Genomic DNA, 16,952 nt, shown 5'->3' on the forward strand with positions numbered 1-16,952 from the left:
GGTCCCGCACCCATTCAGCGGGAGTGGCTGCGACCGGTGAATCAGCCGTGCACAGCGGTCAACTGGCGGGGCACCACGATGCTGGCCACGAATCCGCCCTGCGGATGATTGCCCAGCACCAGCGTCCCGCCGTGCTTCTCGGCGGCGCGTTTGGCAATCGCCAGACCCAGCCCGTAACCCGGCGCGGTCTGGTTCGGCGCGCGATAGAACGGCTCGCCCAGCTGCGCCAGATGCTCCGGATTGGCACCGGGCCCGTGATCCCGCACGCTGAGACGCAACTCATCCCCCTCAGTGCTCGCACTCAACTCGATCGGTTGCCCCTCCGGGTTGAAACGCAGCGCGTTGCGCAGCAGATTGTCCAGTGCCCGTTCCAGTACGCTCGGCCAGCCCTGCAACTGCACACCAGGCTCCACCGACACCGAAACCGTCTGCTCGCCGCCGCCCATCTCCGTCTCAGCCTGCAAATGATGCAAAAGCCCTGACACATCCACCGCCGTGGCGCTGCCCATGTCGGCGTCCAGCCGCGCCAGTGCCAGAATCTCACTGATCAACTCTTCCAGGCGGTCGCACTCACGGGTCAGGCGCGGCCACAGCTTGTCGCGCTCCACCGGCTCGGCGCGTTCGGCCAGGGCCAGGGCGATCCGCAGCCGGGCCAAAGGAGAGCGCAACTCGTGGGAAACGTCGCGCAGCAACTGGCGCTGGCTGCTGATCTGACTTTGCAGGCGGGCGCCCATGCGGTTGAAGTCATTGGCCAGCACACCGAATTCATCGCGACGGTTGGCCAGTTGCGCCAGGCTGTTCTGCTGATACGTGGTTTGGCCGAGATCATGCACCGCGCCGCGCAAACGGCTTAACGGGCGGGTGATCGACAACGTCACCATCAGGCTGAACAACGTCAGCACCACCAGGGCGATACCCAGCGCACTCAGTGGCCAGACCAGACTGTCGCGGTGCCACGCGTCCAGCTCCGGATGGGGGATGCGGTAAATCAGCAGGTAGGTTTCCCCGGTTTTTTCACTGGTGTATTCGGTGGTCAGGCGCCGCCACGGCAGTGGCCGTGTGTCGTCATTCTGCCGCTCTTCAAAGGCCGCGGCGCGGGGCGGGAAGGTGCCGGGGATCACCGCTTCGCCGCTGTCGTTCAGCACCTGAACGTCGATGTGGTATTTGCGCTTGAGGTCTTGCAGATAGTCCTGGGCAGATTTCTCGCCTTGGCCTTCGTACAGCTCGACCCACTTCTGCGGCAAGTTGTGCAGACCAGGATGGCGACTGAGGATCCAGGCGTCCTGATTGAGCACATGCCCCATCAGAATCGACAGGCCCGCCACCAACGCGATCGCCAGCCAGAAGCTGGCCAGGATTCTCCAGAACAATGAACGCACGTGCTGCCCTCGACCCGGTTCGTCAAATAGAAAACCCGACACGCCGGGGAGCGTGTCGGGTTGGGGGAAGTGTAATGCCGCGCCAGCAGCCGGTTACTGGGTTTTTTGCGCTTTCTGCGCTTTCCAGGCTTCGAACTCGGCGCGATCCGCACGACGCTGGGCCTCATCCTTCTGGATCTGGTCGAAGGTCTTCTGTTGTTCCGGCGTCAGCAGGGCGCGGATGTCGGATTGGGTTTTGGCCCGGGCAGCTTCCTGTTCATCCTTCATCGCTTTCTGGTCGGCAGCCGACAGCTTGGCCAGGTACTTCTGGGTGATCTCGTTGCGGCCGTGCCATTGGGCGCCCATCAACCTGTCGACTTGCTGACGTTGATCCGGGGTCAGGTTCAGCTGTTCCAGAGGACCTTTGCGGTGATGCATGCCAGGGCCATCAAAGCCTGGACCACCAGGGCCACCCATCGGGCCGCCTTCCGGAGGCATGGCCATTGCAACGGTAGGGAGGGCTGCGGCGAACATCAAAGCCATCAAAGTCTTGCGCATGGTGAATCTCCTTGTCTCGATTTCGGCTCTGTGCCGGTTGAGGCCAGTTTAGGGAGATCAAGGTCAAGGGAGGTCAGGCGTGGGTAAAGCTTGGGTAAAGGGGGCGCGCTGGCGTGTTGACGTAATGGGCCGGTTACCGAGTGCGCGCCCAGCTGTAAGCTTCAAGCGGCAAGCTACAAGAAGTGCGCGTCGCTGGTGTTGCTTTTACTTGCAGCTTGCAGCTTTAGGCTTACGCTCCCAACTCCCTCGTCAGAGGCTGTAATAATACCCACGGCTGCGCAGGGCCACTATGCGCGGGCGGCCGTCGGCGTGGGGGCCGATCTTCTTGCGCAGGTTGCTGACGTGCATATCAAGGCTGCGGTCGTAGAGCGTCAGCTTGCGACCCAGGGCCAGTTGCGCCAGCTCCTGCTTCTCGAGCGGCTCACCGGGCTGGCCGAGCAAGGCCTCAAGCAGACGCGCTTCGGACACGGTCAGGGTGAATTCCTGCTCATCAATCGTGACCACCCCCCGCGCCGGGCTGAAGCACAGGTCGCCCAGCTCGATCTGCGACGAGACCGCCGTCGGATGGCTGCGGCGCAATACCGCGCGCAGACGCGCTGTCAGTTCACGGGGATCGCAGGGCTTGGCCAGGTAATCGTCGGCACCCAGTTCCAGACCGAGGATGCGGTCCAGCGGTTCGCCGCGAGCGGACAGCATCAGCACGGGGAGGTCGGGGTGATCGGTGCGCAATTGTTTGAGCAGTTCCAGACCGCTGCCGTCGGGCAGCATCACGTCCAGCACCACCGCAGCGGGTGCGGATTCGGCGAGCGCCTTGCGCGCGCTCTGGCCATCGTGGCAGGCGCGCACGGCGAACCCTTCCTGACTCAACCAACTGCTCAGGAGCTCACACAGCTCCTGGTCATCATCAATAAGTAGCAGCTCGCTCATGACTCACTCAATTTAGCCGTTGCCGACGACGTCTACGCCGGCCGCTGGCAAAGATACCGCACTGGAGGGCCACCCTTGTTGCGCGGCCCCTCGCGACAAACCGTTGTTGTTCGATCAATACCCGCAAAGGCATGACCGCCCGTGCCTCTTTGAGCCGCAGTCAAAGCTCTTGGTTCTAGCAACTTATCGGCAGGCCAGTGCGAAGGGTGAGCAATGTAAAGCGGGTTGAAGGCGGTCCGGCTCATGTACGGAGCCGGGCGCTGGTCAGGCGTATCAGGGCAGGACTTGCTTGAACGGTTTGACGACCACGCCGGCGTAGACACCCGCTGCGAAGTAGGGATCGGCCTCAGCCCAGGCCTGGGCGTCCTTGAGGGACTCAAATTCCGCGACGATCAGGCTGCCGGTGAAACCTGCAGTGCCCGGGTCGATGCTGTCCACTGCAGGCATCGGGCCGGCGAGAACGATGCGGCCTTCGGCTTTCATTGCGTTCAGGCGATCAAGGTGCGCAGGGCGCGCGGCCAGGCGTTTTTCCAGCGAGTTGGCGACGTCGGTTGCCACGATTGCGTAGAGCATGTCAGTCCTCTCTTTTCTTGTTTGCAGGCTGGGTAGACGGGTCGGCGTCATGGATGTGGCGAGCCAGGTAGATGCCTTGGCCCACCAGGAACAGCAGGGTCATGCCCAGGCTGCCGAACACCTTGAAGTCGACCCAGAATTCTTGATAGGTAAAGGCCACATAGAGATTGGCCGCGCCGCAGAACAGGAAGAACAGGATCCAGGCGATGTTCAGCTTGGTCCAGACCGCCTGCGGCAGGGTCAGCGCGTGGCCCATGATGCGTTGAATCAACAGACGATCGCCGATGAAGTGACTGCCGGCGAAGATCAGCGCGAAGACCCAGTTGACCACCGGGGCTTTCCACTTCAGGAAGGTTTCGCTGTGGAAAGCCAGGGTCAGGCTACCGAAGACCAGACAGGCAATCAGCGTCAGCCACTGACTCTTTTCCAGTTTGCCCTGCCGGAAATAAAGGACGCCGTAGACCACCAGGGAACTGGCGATCAGCATCGCGGTGGCGCTGTAAATCCCGCCTACCATGAAGCTGTGGCCAAGGACATCGACGGCTTGCGGGCTGATTTTGTAAACGATGAAGAACAGGATGAGCGGGATGAAGTCGATGAATTGTTTCACAGTAAGAGCCAGAAGCTGGATGTGACGGCATAATAACAAACATCAATGACTGCGAAAGCGCCCCTATGAACGTCGATCTGCACTGCCACAGTACCGCTTCCGATGGCGCCCTTGCGCCCGCGGTACTCGTCGCGCGTGCCCATGAGCACGGTGTGAAAGTCCTCGCGCTGACCGATCACGACACCCTCGAAGGCCTGGCTGAAGCCCGTACGGCGGCGGTTGCGCTGGGTATGCAGCTGATCGATGGCATCGAACTGTCCTGCACCTGGGGCGGTGCCACCATTCATGTGCTGGGCTATGCATTCGATGTGGATGCCCCGCAATTGCGTGAAGCCATCGAGCAATTGCACACCGGACGCTGGTTGCGGGCCGAAGAAATAAGCCGCAAGTTGGCGATGAAAGGTATGCCCGGCGCGCTCGAAGGTGCGCGCGCGGTCCAGCAGGCACTGGGCGACAGCGGCAATGCGCCGGCCCGACCGCATTTTGCCGACTTTCTGGTCAATCAGGGTTTCGTCAAAGACCGCGCCGAAGCGTTCCGCAAATGGCTCGGCGCGGGCAAACTGGGCGACGTCAAGCAACACTGGCCGACCCTTGAAGAAACGGTGGCGACCCTGCGCGCCGCCGGAGCCTGGATCAGCCTTGCGCACCCTTCGCATTACGATTTCACCCGCAGCAAGCGTCGCAAGCTGGTCGCTGACTTCATCCAGGCCGGCGGCCACGCAATAGAAGTGGTCAACGGCCTGCAGCCTGCCGATCAGGTCGGCAGTCTGGCGATTCTGGCCCGTGAGTTCGGTCTGCTGGTCAGTGCCGGCAGTGATTTTCATGCCCCAGGCGCATGGTCTGAAATCGGCGTTTATCGCCCATTGCCCGAAGACCTGCCCCCTCTTTGGTGTCGGTTCAAACATGACCAGCCTACTGCCGTCTGAACAGGAAATTACCGTGAGTCAATTTTTCCAGGTCCACCCGGAGAATCCGCAAGCGCGCCTGATCAAGCAGGCCGTGGAAATCATCCGGGCGGGCGGTCTGGTGGTGTATCCCACCGATTCTTCCTACGCGTTGGGTTGCCAGATGGGCGACAAGACCGCCGTCGAGCGCATCCGTCGCTTACGTCAACTCGATGACAAACACAACTTCACGCTGATGTGCAGCGACCTGTCCCAGCTCGGGTTGTTCGCCAAGGTCGACACCGCGGCGTTTCGCGTGCTCAAGGCGCACACGCCGGGGCCGTACACCTTCATCCTCGGCGCCACCCGTGACGTGCCGCGTCTGGTCCTGCACCCCAAGCGGCGGACCATTGGTTTGCGCGTGCCGGGTCATCCCATTGCTCAGGCGCTGTTGCAGGAACTGGGCGAGCCTTTGATGAGCGTCAGCTTGATCCTGCCCGGCGAGACCATTCCGATGAGTGACCCTTATGAGATGCGTGGGATCCTCGAGCATCAGGTGGACCTGATCATCGACGCAGGCGAGGGCGGCATTTCGGCCTCGACCGTGGTCAACCTGACCGATGGCGAGCCGCAGGTGGTGCGCGTGGGTTGCGGCGATCCGACGCCGTTCGGGGTCGAAGTCGAGTGACCCAGGCGCAAACGCTGGATGTTCAGACCGACGCTCACATCGACCCGCAGGCCAACGCCCAGCAAGAGCTGCCGTTTGCCATGGTCTACGGTCAGGCCGTCACACAGATGCCGGTCGACCTGTACATCCCGCCGGATGCGCTGGAAGTGTTCCTCGAAGCCTTCGAAGGCCCGCTGGATCTGCTGCTTTACCTGATTCGCAAACAGAACATCAACATCCTCGACATCCCCGTGGCGGAAATCACCCGCCAGTACATGGGTTACGTCGAGCTGATGAAAACCGTGCGCCTGGAGCTCGCCGCCGAATACCTGGTCATGGCGGCCATGCTTGCCGAGATCAAATCGCGCATGCTCCTGCCCCGCTCGGAAATGGCCGAGGAAGAAGAGGGCGACCCTCGCGCCGAGCTGATTCGCCGCTTGCAGCAATACGAGCGGTTCAAGGCGGCAGCTGAAGGCATCGACCAGCTGTCCCGCGTGGGCCGTGATGTCTTTATACCCAGGCTTGAGGCGCCCGAAGCGCGGGTGCGCAAGTTACTGCCGGATGTTGCCCTCGAAGAGCTGTTGATGTCGATGGCCGACGTGCTGCGTCGTGGCGACATGTTTGAAAGCCACCAGGTCAGCCGCGAGGCGCTGTCCACCCGCGAGCGCATGAGTGACGTGCTGGAGCGCTTGAAAGGCGCGGGTTTCGTGCCCTTTGCCGAGCTGTTCACAGCAGAAGAGGGGCGGCTGGGCGTGGTGGTGACGTTCATGGCCGTGCTGGAACTGGTCAAGGAGCAACTGGTGGAGCTGGTGCAAAACGAAGCCTTCGCCGTTATTCATGTGCGGGCGCGAGCCGAATAAAGAGCAAGAGCTGATCAATGAACCTGAATGAACCCCGCGATCTGGCGCCGTTGCTCGAAGCGTTTCTGCTTGCCTCCGGAAAACCGCAGTCCCTGGAGCGCCTCTACGAGCTGTTCGAAGAGGGCGAGCGGCCCGAACCTCCGGTCTTCAAGAAGGCCCTGACGCTGCTGGCCAAATCCTGCGATAACCGCGCCTTTGAGCTGAAAGAAGTGGCCACCGGCTACCGCTTGCAGATCCGCGAGAAGTTCGCGCCCTGGGTCGGGCGCTTGTGGGAAGAGCGGCCCCAGCGTTATTCGCGGGCCCTGCTGGAAACCATGGCGCTGATCGCGTACCGCCAGCCGATCACCCGTGGCGAGATCGAGGACGTGCGCGGCGTCGCGGTCAATACCAACATCGTCAAGACCTTGATGGAGCGCGAGTGGATCAGGATCGTCGGCTACCGTGACGTCCCCGGCAAGCCGGCGATGTTCGCCACCACCAAAGCTTTTCTTGATCACTTCAACCTGAAAAACCTCGACGAACTGCCACCGCTGGCCGACCTGCGCGAGATGGAAACCGAGCCGGTGCTGGAATTCGACGACGCGCCGGTGCCCGCGCATTTGCAGGCGTTGGCCGACGCCAGTCTGTCGCTCGATGCTGACGCAGAGTCTGGCGCGGAGCCCGAAGCGCCCCGGGATGAGACCAGTTTCCGCAGCCTGCTGGCCGAGCTGGACACCATGGAGCAGGGCCTGAAAATCGACTTTGACGATTTATTGCTCGATGAGGCCGATAAAGAGTCTGAATTGGAAGAACCGCCGCAGGACGATGAAGATCCGCGGTGACGATGGCTGTGGCGGAAATGTCCGCAGCGCCCAATTCCTCACTCAGGCGAACCCATGAGCACCAAGAATCCCTGCATCAGCCTCTGCAAATTCGACGAGGAAATTTGCCTCGGCTGCGGTCGCAGCAAGCGCGAAATCAAGTCCTGGAAGAAGATGGAGAAGGACGAAAAGCGCTCGGTGCTCGCCGAGTCGGCTCTGCGGCTGATCAAACTCAAGGGCGCCAGTCGGCGGAAAAAGAAGTGAGCCTGAATTTTTCATCTAGTCTCTGGTGCGCAACGCGCGTCAGGCGCGTATGATTCGCGACCTTTTGGCGATCCACACGCGCCAGGGATTTCAGTTTTCTGCCCGTTCCGCTTCAGAGTTGTTCTGATCCGGAGCCGCTCTCGTCCAGAGAGCCGGGCCACAGGCCATGCCCACTCGCGCATGCCCTGATTCGACACACCGGGAGGTGCCCAGATGAGTGAACAAGACAAGCAAGACAAAGAGATCGGCCCAGCAGGCGAAAAACTGCAGAAGGTCCTGGCGCGCATTGGCGTCGGTTCCCGTCGCGACGTTGAAGCCTGGATCGGCGAAGGCCGCATCAAGGTTAATGGTGTTCAGGCCACGCTCGGTCAGCGTGTCGACCTGCACGACGCCATCACGGTCGACGGTCGCGTGATCCGCCGCGAAGAAGCCGCCGAGACCGTTCGCCGCGTCGTCATGTACAACAAGCCAGACGGTGAAATCTGCACCCGTGACGACCCTGAAGGCCGTCCGACTGTATTTGATCGCCTGCCGCGCCCGAAAGAAGGCCGCTGGATCAACATCGGTCGTCTGGACATCAACACCACCGGCCTGCTGATGTTCACCACCGACGGTGAACTGGCCAACCGCCTGATGCACCCCTCGTTCGAAATGGACCGCGAGTACGCCGTGCGCGTCCGTGGCGAAGTCGACGACGACATGCTGGCGCGCCTGAAGGCTGGCGTGGTGCTGGAAGACGGCCCGGCGCGTTTCACCGACATTCAGCAGGCGCCGGGTGGCGAAGGCTTCAACCACTGGTACCACTGCGTGGTCATGGAAGGCCGCAACCGTGAAGTTCGCCGGTTGTGGGAATCCCAGGGGTTGGTGGTCAGCCGCCTGAAGCGCGTGCGTTTCGGTCCGGTGTTCCTCAATTCCGATCTGCCGATGGGTCGCTGGCGCGAAATGAGTCAGCAGGAAGTGGACATCCTCAGCGCCGAGGTCGGCCTGACGCCGGTCGCGATGCCGCAGATGACCGCCAAGACCAAAGACAAGCTGGAGCGTTTGCAGCGCCAGTCGTCCCGTCCGTTGGGCAAAGGCGAACGTGTGCGTCAGGTTCGTCCGGCCAAGGATGCGGTGTCCCCGGATCGTCCGGCCCGCGAGCCGCGTCTGGCTGATGGCGAGCGCCCGGCGCGCAAACCTGCCGAAAGCGGTCGTCCGGCGCGCACGCCGCGTCCGGCCATCGGTGGTCGTGGCGACACTGCCCGTGGCGGCAATCCACGTGGCGACAGCGCCCGCAGCGAAAGCGGTCGTGGCACGCCGGTGGCGGAACGTCCGAGCGACATGAACAAGCGTCCTGCCAAGCCGAAGCCTTCGCGTCCCGGCATCGGTCTGGTAGACGACAAGACCCCGTCCGGCAAACGCCGCGGCCCGCCAAGCGGCTCCGGTCAGCGTCCGGGCTTCGGTCGCCGCAAGCCTGAGTAATGCCGTTGTGAAACACTGAAAGCGGTCTGCACTACGAAAAACGCCAGTCGAGAGACTGGCGTTTTTTTATGCCCGCTTGGGAGTCAGACGACGTAGGCGGTCCCGTCGAACACCACACGCTTGTCCACGGCCAGCGATCCGCTGTTGAAGATCAGGTCCATGTGATGGCTGCCCTTGGCGCCGCCGCCCAGGCCCAGATGCAGCCCGCAGTGGCGCTCTTCGAACCCTGCGTTGCGTGCGTACAGCTGACTGACGCCTTCGTTGGTGCCGATCCCCAATTCCTCGATGCGCCGATTCGAAGGATTGGCGTCCAGGTATTTATTGAAGTCGTGCTCCAGACCCGGCACGTCCGTGGCGATGCGGGTCACCACAGAGTTCTCGATCCACAACTCCAGCGGCGATTCGATGATTCCGTATTTGCGCGCGAAGGGGATGGTGCTGAGAAACGTGCCGAGAAACCGCACATGACCGTTGATGGATTCGCTGTGGGTGGCAATCTCACCGGGGGCCAGGTCGTAGTTGCCGACGCCGTTGATGTTGGTCCACTTCTTCAGCTCGCGCAGCGGGGCCTCGAAGTACGAACCGTGGTCGTCGCTGAAGCTGAGGGTCTCGCCTTGGTTCATGGTGTCGATCAGTGCCGCATTCAGCTGCGCGATGCGCTCGGGCTCAACGCTGAAGGCGTCGTAGAAATAGTCGCCGTAATCTTTGAACAGCAGGGATTTCTTCCATTGGGCCGCCATCACTTCCTGCAATTGGCGTATGAACGGTGGCCCCTCCGCGCGAGGATTGGGCAGCGTTGAGGAATCGTAGAACAGGACGAAGAGATCGGAATCGGTGATGGCTTCTGTCAGTTCGCTGATAGGAGACGTGTCCAGCGGCATCGTGCTGAACCGGAAGAAATCCCGCGCCGTAGCGCTTTCGATGATGCCATTGACGATGCTGCGGTATTCCGGGGTATGTGCTAGTAGTACTTGGGGAGTGTTCATGCCGGTGACGGCGGGGTGGCGTTGCAGGTAATACAGGAAATGTTCGATTGCGCTGCTGTTATCCATAGTGCGCTCCGCTCCGAATGCTTAAAACAAGAGGGCGAACGCGTTAGCCACGTTCGCCCTTCAGCTGTTTTAGAACGGCCACATCGCGGTGCCAAAAGGCACGACGGCGTCAGCCTGCATCATTTCCACAGCGGCATCATGAGTCGGTGCTTCAAACCAATCGTCCAATTGCAGTTCTTCTTCCAGAGCCAGTTCAACTGTTTGCATAGGTGAATCTCCTGAGAATGACGTACTTGCCGAATGCAGCGAGGACGAGAGGGCTGTGCCCCGGGTCCTCGTCATGGAAGCACACTGACCTTCGTGGCCAGCAAGCACTGAAAAAACTAGTGCAATAACCGGAGTGTTGCAAAATAAAAAATGGGAGATAAATGCTGGCATTTCGCCGGAATTATCGAAACTTCCTGCGAAAACAACGTTAGGGAGCTTTCGATTTCGGGGAATTTTTTTTGCGACAGAATTGTGTCGGCAGAGTGATTGAGAGCCCAGTCAATAACAGATTCCCGGCTAAAGCCGGTCCTACTCTTCCGCGCAATCCGGTGTGAGCGGTGTACAATGCGCGCCCGTTTTTTCTGTGATCCACCGGCGTATGGACGCCAATCCCTCGGGGTTACCCACTCCGTTTCCCTCCGCCGCGTCATGAGCGCGTCGGGTTCGATTCCGTCACAGACAAGCGCGCCAAGGTGGTTTGCCAATGAGTGAAAACATGTCCCATTCGGGTGACTTGAAGCGTGGTCTGAAGAACCGTCACATCCAGCTGATCGCCCTCGGTGGCGCGATCGGCACGGGTCTGTTTCTGGGCTCGGCAGGGGTGCTGAAGTCCGCTGGCCCGTCGATGATTCTTGGCTACGCCGTCTGCGGCTTCATCGCCTTCATGATCATGCGCCAGCTCGGCGAAATGATCGTCGAAGAGCCGGTGGCCGGGTCGTTCAGCCATTTCGCCCACAAATACTGGGGCGGCTTTGCCGGTTTCCTGTCGGGCTGGAACTGCTGGGTCCTGTACATTCTGGTGGGCATGTCAGAGCTGACCGCCGTGGGCAAATACATCCAGTACTGGTGGCCGGAAGTCCCGGCGTGGGCCTCGGCCGCGGTGTTCTTCGTGATGATCAACGTGATCAACCTGGCCAACGTAAAAGTCTTTGGCGAGGCTGAATTCTGGTTCGCGATCATCAAGGTCGTGGCGATTCTGGGGATGATTGCCCTGGGCAGTTATCTGCTGGTGAGCGGCGAGGGTGGCCCGCAAGCGTCGGTCAGCAACCTGTGGGATCGGGGCGGCTTCTTCCCCCATGGCGTAAGCGGGCTGGTCATGGCGCTGGCGTTCATCATGTTTTCGTTCGGTGGCCTTGAGATGCTCGGCTTCACCGCTGCGGAAGCGGACCAGCCGCGGACCATCATTCCCAAGGCGATCAATCAGGTCATTTACCGGATTCTGATTTTCTACATCGGCTCGCTGGTGGTGCTGCTGTCGCTGACGCCATGGGACGCCTTGCTGATTGACCTCAATGCCTCCGGCGATGCCTACAGCGGCAGCCCGTTCGTGCATGTGTTCTCGATGCTGGGCAGCACAACGGCGGCGCACATACTCAACTTCGTCGTGCTGACGGCGGCGCTGTCGGTCTACAACAGTGGCACCTATTGCAACGCGCGCATGCTGTTCGGCATGGCCGAGCAGGGCGATGCGCCGCAGTCACTGGCGCGGGTCGATGGTCGGGGAGTTCCGGTGCGGGCGATTCTGGTGTCGGCGGCGGTGACGCTGATTGCCGTGCTGCTCAACTACCTGATGCCGCAAAATGCCCTTGAGCTGCTGATGTCGCTGGTGGTCGCCACGCTGGTGATCAACTGGGCGATGATCAGCTACTCCCACCTCAAGTTCCGCCAGCACCTGACCCGGGTCGGCCAGCAGCCGCTATTCAAGGCGCTGTGGTACCCGTACGGCAACTACGTCTGTCTGGCGTTTGTGGTGCTGATTCTCGGGATCATGCTGATGATTCCCGGCATCCGGATTTCGGTCTACGCGATCCCGGTCTGGCTGGCGGCGATGTGGGTGTTCTACCTGATCAAGAACAAGCGTCGGGCCAGTAGCGAGTCAATGGCCCAGCGGACGTCGATCATCAAATAAGGCGAGAGCTGCCGGTGACGTCGCGGCGGCTTCGAACCAGGAGACAGATTGCCATGCTGATCATTTCCAACAACATCCATCTGCCGGACAGCGACGTCGAGCTGACCGCCATCCGTGCCCAGGGTGCGGGTGGTCAGAACGTCAACAAGGTGTCCAGCGCCATGCACCTGCGCTTCGACATCAACGCCTCGTCGCTGCCGCCGTTCTACAAGGAACGCCTGCTGGCGCTGCGTGACAGCCGCATCACCAGCGACGGCGTGCTGGTCATCAAGGCGCAGCAATACCGGACGCAGGAACAGAACCGGGCCGATGCGCTGGAGCGTTTGAGTGAGCTGATCATCAGTGCGGGGAAGGTCGAGAAGAAGCGTCGGCCGACCAAACCGACCCTGGGCTCGAAGACCCGCCGGCTGGAGTCGAAAACCAAGCGCGGGTCGATCAAGGCAGGGCGGGGCAAGGTCGATTTTTAAACAGCGTTGACGGGATCAGCTGGCGACCGGCTTTTCCCGAGTCTTGTTCGCGTGTTTGTACAGATACACACTCAGCCCCAGCCCGCTCAGCGAAGCCAGCGCGGCGAACAGGAAGATCGACGCAAAGCCGAAACCTGCCGCCACGGCGCCCGCCACCGGCCCGGTAATCCCCAGCGACAGGTCGATGAACAGCGAATAAGCCCCGACTGCCGCACCGCGACTGGCGGGCGGCACCAGATTGACTGCTTCGACGCCGAGCGCCGGGAACACCAGCGAGAAGCCGAAGCCAGTCAGCGCCGCACCGGCCAGCGCCAGATTCGGGTTGGGCGCCAGCCACAGCAGCAGCAACCCCAACGTCTCCACTGACAGGCAGGCAATCGCCACGCGGAAGCCGCCGATGCGGTTGATCAGGTTGCCGAACAGCAGGCGTGCGCCGATGAAGCAGGCGCCGAACAGGCTCAGGCACAACACCGCATTCGGCCAGGTGTGGCTGGCGTAATACAGGGTGATGAAGGTCGCGATGGTGCCGAAGCCGATCGAACCCAGCGCCAGCCCGGTGCCGTGGGGCAGCACGCGGCCGAGCACGTGAAGGAAGGGCAAGCGCTCCCCATGCACCAGCGGCGCCGGGGTTTTCTTCCAGGCCAGGGAAATACCCAGCGCCGCCAGCAGCATGATGCTGACGCCCATGCTCCACAGCCCCAGCGCGTTGACCAGCAACACACCCACCGGCGCGCCGATGGCCAGTGCGCCATAACTGGCGATGCCGTTCCATGAAATCACTTTGGCCGTATTGGCGGCGCCAACGCGGCCGATGCCCCAGCCGATCGAGCCTGAGCCAACCAGGCTCTCTGCGCTGCCGAGCACCAACCGGCCCACGAACAAGCTGATCAGGCTCACCATCGGCCAGGCGTCGAGCCAGTCGGCGAGGAGCATGAACACGCCGCTCAACCCGCAGCCGAACAGGCCGATGATCACCGCTTTCTTCGGGCCCCGGGTGTCGATGATGCGCCCGGCGTAGGGGCGGCTGAGCAGGGTTGCGAGGTATTGCACGCTGATCACCAGCCCGGCGGCGACCGCGCCGAAGCCAAGGTCGGTGTGCACATAACCGGGCAATACGGCCAGCGGGATACCGATGTTCAGGTAGCCGATGAAGGTGAACAGCACGATGGAAACAACCTGCAGCGTGACAGCCATAGGACGTTGAGGGGCAGCGCTCGAAGCGTCTGGCATGGGCATAGATCCACGGTTACGACGGAAAAAGAATAGCGAGGGGGCAATCGGTTTGAAGCGTAGACGCTTGAATCCGCGCGAGGGCACATGATAACGAGGCACGGCGGTTCATGGGAGTGGCGGATGGGTGGATCTGGGTCGGAGTGGAGCAGAGGTGAAGCTTGTCGCGAATGATTCAGCCCTTATGGAAATACACCTTGAAGACGCTCTTCCATAGGGGCTGGACAATTAGCCTTCAGCGCGGGCTTTGGGCTTTGCTGCTCTCGTTGCGTTTACCGCTGGCTTTCATCTCGATCGGCTGACCGAGTTCCTGGCGGGCTGCTGCGCTTTGCTGGGTTTGGCTTGGGAAGGGGAAGTTCGGGATTTCATGCATATCGTCGCTCCTCACAAGTGTGTTGCGGCTGAATTGAACAGCGCGTCCTAAAACGCTCAGGGAGGATACAGCAGTACAAATGACAATCAGACTTTTAAATGCGGGCCGCCGGTCATGTAGTGAGGATGGGTTCCTGCAACATCCGCGCGGCCCGCTAAAAGCGTTGAATCGGTGATCGCCTCAGTCTTTGCAGACCGCCGCAAACGCCGCTGCCAGTTCATCCAGCCGCGTGGCATCAATCCCCGCAACGTTGGCTCGGCCCGCCGCCACCATGTACACGCTGTGCTCGTTGCGCAGACGCGCCACCTGATCGTCGTTCATGCCGGTGTAGGAAAACATGCCGCGCTGCACGGCGATGTGGGCGAAACGCTCACCCAGGCCCAGCGGTGTAAGCGCCTCCACCAGCCCGACGCGTAACTGCGCAATTCGGCTGCGCATCTCTTCCACTTCTTCAGCCCACAGGGCTTTCAATTCAGGATCGCCCAGGATCTCGGCCACGACGGCGGCACCATGATCCGGCGGGTTCGACCACAGATTGCGGGCGGTCGCCGACAGCTGACTGCGCACATCCATCAGCTTCTCGGTGGTGTCAGCGCAGACCAGCAAGGCGCCGGTGCGCTCGCGGTACAGGCCGAAGTTTTTCGAGCACGAACTGGTGATCAGCAGCTCAGGCAGTTCGCCGGCAAACAGACGAACCGCCCAGGCGTCTTCTTCAAGACCGTCGCCAAAACCCTGATACGCGAAGTCGATCAGCGGCAGCAGATTGCGTTGCTTGACGATTTCCAGCACCGCGTACCAGTCATCACGGGACAGGTCGAACCCGGTCGGGTTGTGACAGCACGCATGCAGTAGGACAACGTCGCCTTCCGGAATGGTCTTCAACGTCGCCAGCATGGCCTGCACGTTGAGCGTGTTGTCGCTGCCCACGTAGGGGTAGTGACTGACCTTCAGGCCTGCAGCGGCGTAGATGGTTTCGTGAATCGGCCAGGTCGGATCGCTCAGCCAGATGCCTTTGCCCGGCAGGCAGTTGGCAATGAAGTCGGCGCTCAACCGCAGCGCGCCCGTGCCGCCAGGGGTCTGGGTAGCGCCGACGCGTTTGCTGGCGATCAGCGGTGAATCGGCGCCCATGACCAGCTCACAGATCAGCGTGCCGAAACGCGGTTCGCCATGGCCACCGATGTAGCTCTTGGTGGGCTGGGAATCGACCAGCCGTTGCTCGGCGATTTTCACCGCGCGGGGAATGGTGGTCAGGCCCTGCGCATCTTTATAGACGCCCACGCCCAGGTCGAACTTGTTCGGATTCGGGTCTTTGGCGTAGGCCTGAATCAGGCCCAGGATGGGATCGTCCGGTACGCGCTGGATCTGTGAAAAATGCATTTACTTACGGCCCTCGGCGCTTTTGGCCACCTCGTCTGTGCGGGAGGCCATGATGAAATCGTTGCGGTGCAGCCCCTTGATGGAATGGCTCCACCAGGTCACGGTCACTTTCCCCCATTCGGTCAGCAGACCCGGGTGGTGACCTTCGGCCTCGGCAATTTCGCCGACCGCGTTGGTAAACGCCAGCGCAAATTTGAAATTCTTGAACAGAAAGACTTTTTCCAGCTGCATGACGCCGTCACGCACTTCGATGTTCCAGTCCGGGATCTGCTTGAGCAAATCCGGCAGCTCGGCGTCGCTGACTTGTGGGGCGTCGGCGCGGCAGGCTTCGCATTGGGATTGGTTGAGAGCGGTCATTGAAAGATTCCTTGATCGGGTTCGGGCTGCTTTTTTTGGGGCGGCTTTTGTTTTAAGCGGCTTTATTTTTCGGTGGAAATTTCGGCGCGTGCAGCCCCAGTTCAGCCGCCGTGCGGGCCATGCCCATGATGTCTTCATGGGCTAGGTCGAACAGGCGCTTGAGGTCCGGCAGCACAAAATACACCGGCTGCAGAATGTCGATGCGGTAGGGTGTGCGCATGGCCTCAATCGGGTCGAAGGGCTGATGTTCAGGGGTTGTTGACACGCTGTAAACGGTTTCCTTGGGCGAGGAGAGGATGCCGCCGCCGTAGATCTTGCGCCCCTGGGGCGTGTCGACCAGGCCGAACTCGATGGTCATCCAGTAGAGGCGGGCAAGATACACGCGCTGCTCTTTGCTGGCTGCCAGACCGAGCTTGCCGTAGGTGTGGGTAAATTCTGCAAACCAGGGGTTGGTCAGTAAGGGGCAGTGTCCGAAAACCTCGTGAAAGATGTCGGGCTCTTGCAGGTAGTCGAGCTCTTCTTCGCTGCGAATGAATGTGGCGACCGGAAATCGCTTGCTCGCCAGCAACTCGAAGAAGGTTTGAAAGGGGATCAGCGCCGGCACGCGCTCGACTTGCCACCCCGTGGTCGCGCCCAGCACGCGGTTGATTTCGCCAAGCTGCGGAATACGGTCCTGGGGCAGGGCGAGCTGCTCGATGCCATCCAGATACTCCTGACACGCACGACCTTCGATCACCTTGAGCTGGCGGGTGATGAGGGTGTTCCAGATTCTGTGCTCGGCTTCCGAGTAATCAATGAATCCGGTGGCGTCCGGCTCGCGGGCGACGTACTGCGTACTCATGGGGCTCTCCTGATGGTTTGTTCTTATATGGAGCAATGCGATTGGGGGTAAAACTGATGGGGCTATTGATAGCTGATTTGGCGACTCTCAACTGCAAGGCTCCAGCCCGAGTTGCTGAGTCCTGTCCGATAATTCGTAAAGAAATCGTGACGGTTGATCGGGTTCGCCTGAATACAT

Annotated in this window: 20 protein-coding genes; 8 read left to right on the forward strand and 12 right to left on the reverse strand. The window is 61.1% G+C overall.

Features of this window, described 5'->3' with window-relative positions; translation table 11 throughout:
* Positions 1-41: 41 nt before the first annotated feature.
* The 5 genes from AC07RO_RS10070 to AC07RO_RS10090 form a co-directional block, all read right to left on the reverse strand.
* On the reverse strand, positions 42-1,379 hold the full coding sequence (locus AC07RO_RS10070; protein ID WP_423572687.1) for a sensor histidine kinase: 1,338 nt from the start codon (positions 1,377-1,379) through the stop codon (positions 42-44).
* Between the two features lie 93 nt (positions 1,380-1,472).
* Positions 1,473-1,916, reverse strand: coding sequence for a Spy/CpxP family protein refolding chaperone (locus AC07RO_RS10075; protein ID WP_192170980.1), 444 nt, complete (start codon positions 1,914-1,916; stop codon positions 1,473-1,475).
* Positions 1,917-2,165: 249 nt separating this feature from the next.
* A complete protein-coding gene (locus tag AC07RO_RS10080) occupies positions 2,166-2,843 on the reverse strand; it encodes a response regulator transcription factor (protein WP_074890298.1) in 678 nt (225 codons plus the stop codon).
* Positions 2,844-3,116: 273 nt separating this feature from the next.
* Positions 3,117-3,416, reverse strand: coding sequence for a YciI family protein (locus tag AC07RO_RS10085; RefSeq protein WP_423572686.1), 300 nt, complete (start codon positions 3,414-3,416; stop codon positions 3,117-3,119).
* 1 nt (position 3,417) lies between these two features.
* Entirely contained in the window at positions 3,418-4,026 is a 609-nt protein-coding gene (locus AC07RO_RS10090) for a septation protein A (RefSeq protein WP_346625440.1), read from the reverse strand.
* Between the two features lie 65 nt (positions 4,027-4,091).
* Between AC07RO_RS10090 and AC07RO_RS10095 the strand changes: the two genes are divergently transcribed.
* The 6 genes from AC07RO_RS10095 to rluB all read left to right on the forward strand — a co-directional run bounded on the left by AC07RO_RS10095 (position 4,092) and on the right by rluB (position 8,962).
* The gene (locus AC07RO_RS10095; protein WP_282371073.1) at positions 4,092-4,952 is read left to right on the forward strand and encodes a PHP domain-containing protein; all 861 of its coding nucleotides are present in this window, start codon (positions 4,092-4,094) and stop codon (positions 4,950-4,952) included.
* Between the two features lie 13 nt (positions 4,953-4,965).
* Positions 4,966-5,598 carry an L-threonylcarbamoyladenylate synthase gene (locus AC07RO_RS10100; RefSeq protein WP_192170984.1) on the forward strand — a complete coding sequence of 211 codons (633 nt, stop codon included), beginning with the start codon at positions 4,966-4,968 and terminating at the stop codon, positions 5,596-5,598.
* Between the two features lie 80 nt (positions 5,599-5,678).
* Complete coding sequence (locus AC07RO_RS10105) at positions 5,679-6,437, forward strand: segregation and condensation protein A (RefSeq protein ID WP_495010078.1); 759 nt, start codon at positions 5,679-5,681, stop codon at positions 6,435-6,437.
* Between the two features lie 17 nt (positions 6,438-6,454).
* Positions 6,455-7,258 (forward strand): SMC-Scp complex subunit ScpB, encoded by an 804-nt coding sequence (scpB, locus tag AC07RO_RS10110; protein WP_192170985.1) that lies wholly within the window; start codon positions 6,455-6,457, stop codon positions 7,256-7,258.
* Between the two features lie 54 nt (positions 7,259-7,312).
* Positions 7,313-7,501: a DUF1289 domain-containing protein gene (locus AC07RO_RS10115; protein WP_163022138.1), complete on the forward strand. Its 189-nt coding sequence runs from the start codon at positions 7,313-7,315 to the stop codon at positions 7,499-7,501.
* A gap of 213 nt (positions 7,502-7,714) precedes the next feature.
* The gene (gene rluB, locus AC07RO_RS10120; protein ID WP_192170986.1) at positions 7,715-8,962 is read left to right on the forward strand and encodes a 23S rRNA pseudouridine(2605) synthase RluB; all 1,248 of its coding nucleotides are present in this window, start codon (positions 7,715-7,717) and stop codon (positions 8,960-8,962) included.
* Between the two features lie 83 nt (positions 8,963-9,045).
* On the opposite strand, the gene AC07RO_RS10125 is transcribed toward rluB, so the two are convergent.
* On the reverse strand, positions 9,046-10,014 hold the full coding sequence (locus AC07RO_RS10125) for a CgnE/CgnB domain-containing protein (RefSeq protein WP_495085938.1): 969 nt from the start codon (positions 10,012-10,014) through the stop codon (positions 9,046-9,048).
* Positions 10,015-10,083: 69 nt separating this feature from the next.
* Complete coding sequence (locus AC07RO_RS10130) at positions 10,084-10,221, reverse strand: hypothetical protein (protein ID WP_163022139.1); 138 nt, start codon at positions 10,219-10,221, stop codon at positions 10,084-10,086.
* 484 nt (positions 10,222-10,705) lie between these two features.
* Between AC07RO_RS10130 and AC07RO_RS10135 the strand changes: the two genes are divergently transcribed.
* Positions 10,706-12,130 (forward strand): amino acid permease, encoded by a 1,425-nt coding sequence (locus AC07RO_RS10135; RefSeq protein ID WP_192170988.1) that lies wholly within the window; start codon positions 10,706-10,708, stop codon positions 12,128-12,130.
* Between the two features lie 53 nt (positions 12,131-12,183).
* Complete coding sequence (arfB, locus tag AC07RO_RS10140; RefSeq protein ID WP_065986956.1) at positions 12,184-12,597, forward strand: alternative ribosome rescue aminoacyl-tRNA hydrolase ArfB; 414 nt, start codon at positions 12,184-12,186, stop codon at positions 12,595-12,597.
* 15 nt (positions 12,598-12,612) lie between these two features.
* Here arfB and AC07RO_RS10145 read toward each other — a convergent pair whose 3' ends face one another.
* The 5 genes from AC07RO_RS10145 to phhA form a co-directional block, all read right to left on the reverse strand.
* Entirely contained in the window at positions 12,613-13,827 is a 1,215-nt protein-coding gene (locus AC07RO_RS10145; RefSeq protein WP_282371096.1) for an MFS transporter, read from the reverse strand.
* A gap of 235 nt (positions 13,828-14,062) precedes the next feature.
* Entirely contained in the window at positions 14,063-14,200 is a 138-nt protein-coding gene (locus AC07RO_RS10150) for a hypothetical protein (protein ID WP_192170990.1), read from the reverse strand.
* 180 nt (positions 14,201-14,380) lie between these two features.
* Positions 14,381-15,577 carry an amino acid aminotransferase gene (locus tag AC07RO_RS10155; RefSeq protein ID WP_346625434.1) on the reverse strand — a complete coding sequence of 399 codons (1,197 nt, stop codon included), beginning with the start codon at positions 15,575-15,577 and terminating at the stop codon, positions 14,381-14,383.
* The gene (locus AC07RO_RS10160; RefSeq protein ID WP_074890313.1) at positions 15,578-15,934 is read right to left on the reverse strand and encodes a 4a-hydroxytetrahydrobiopterin dehydratase; all 357 of its coding nucleotides are present in this window, start codon (positions 15,932-15,934) and stop codon (positions 15,578-15,580) included.
* Between the two features lie 52 nt (positions 15,935-15,986).
* On the reverse strand, positions 15,987-16,775 hold the full coding sequence (gene phhA, locus AC07RO_RS10165; RefSeq protein WP_495085939.1) for a phenylalanine 4-monooxygenase: 789 nt from the start codon (positions 16,773-16,775) through the stop codon (positions 15,987-15,989).
* Positions 16,776-16,952 lie beyond the last annotated feature (177 nt).

It is taken from the genome of Pseudomonas sp. GW821-FHT07F05 (assembly GCF_059418765.1).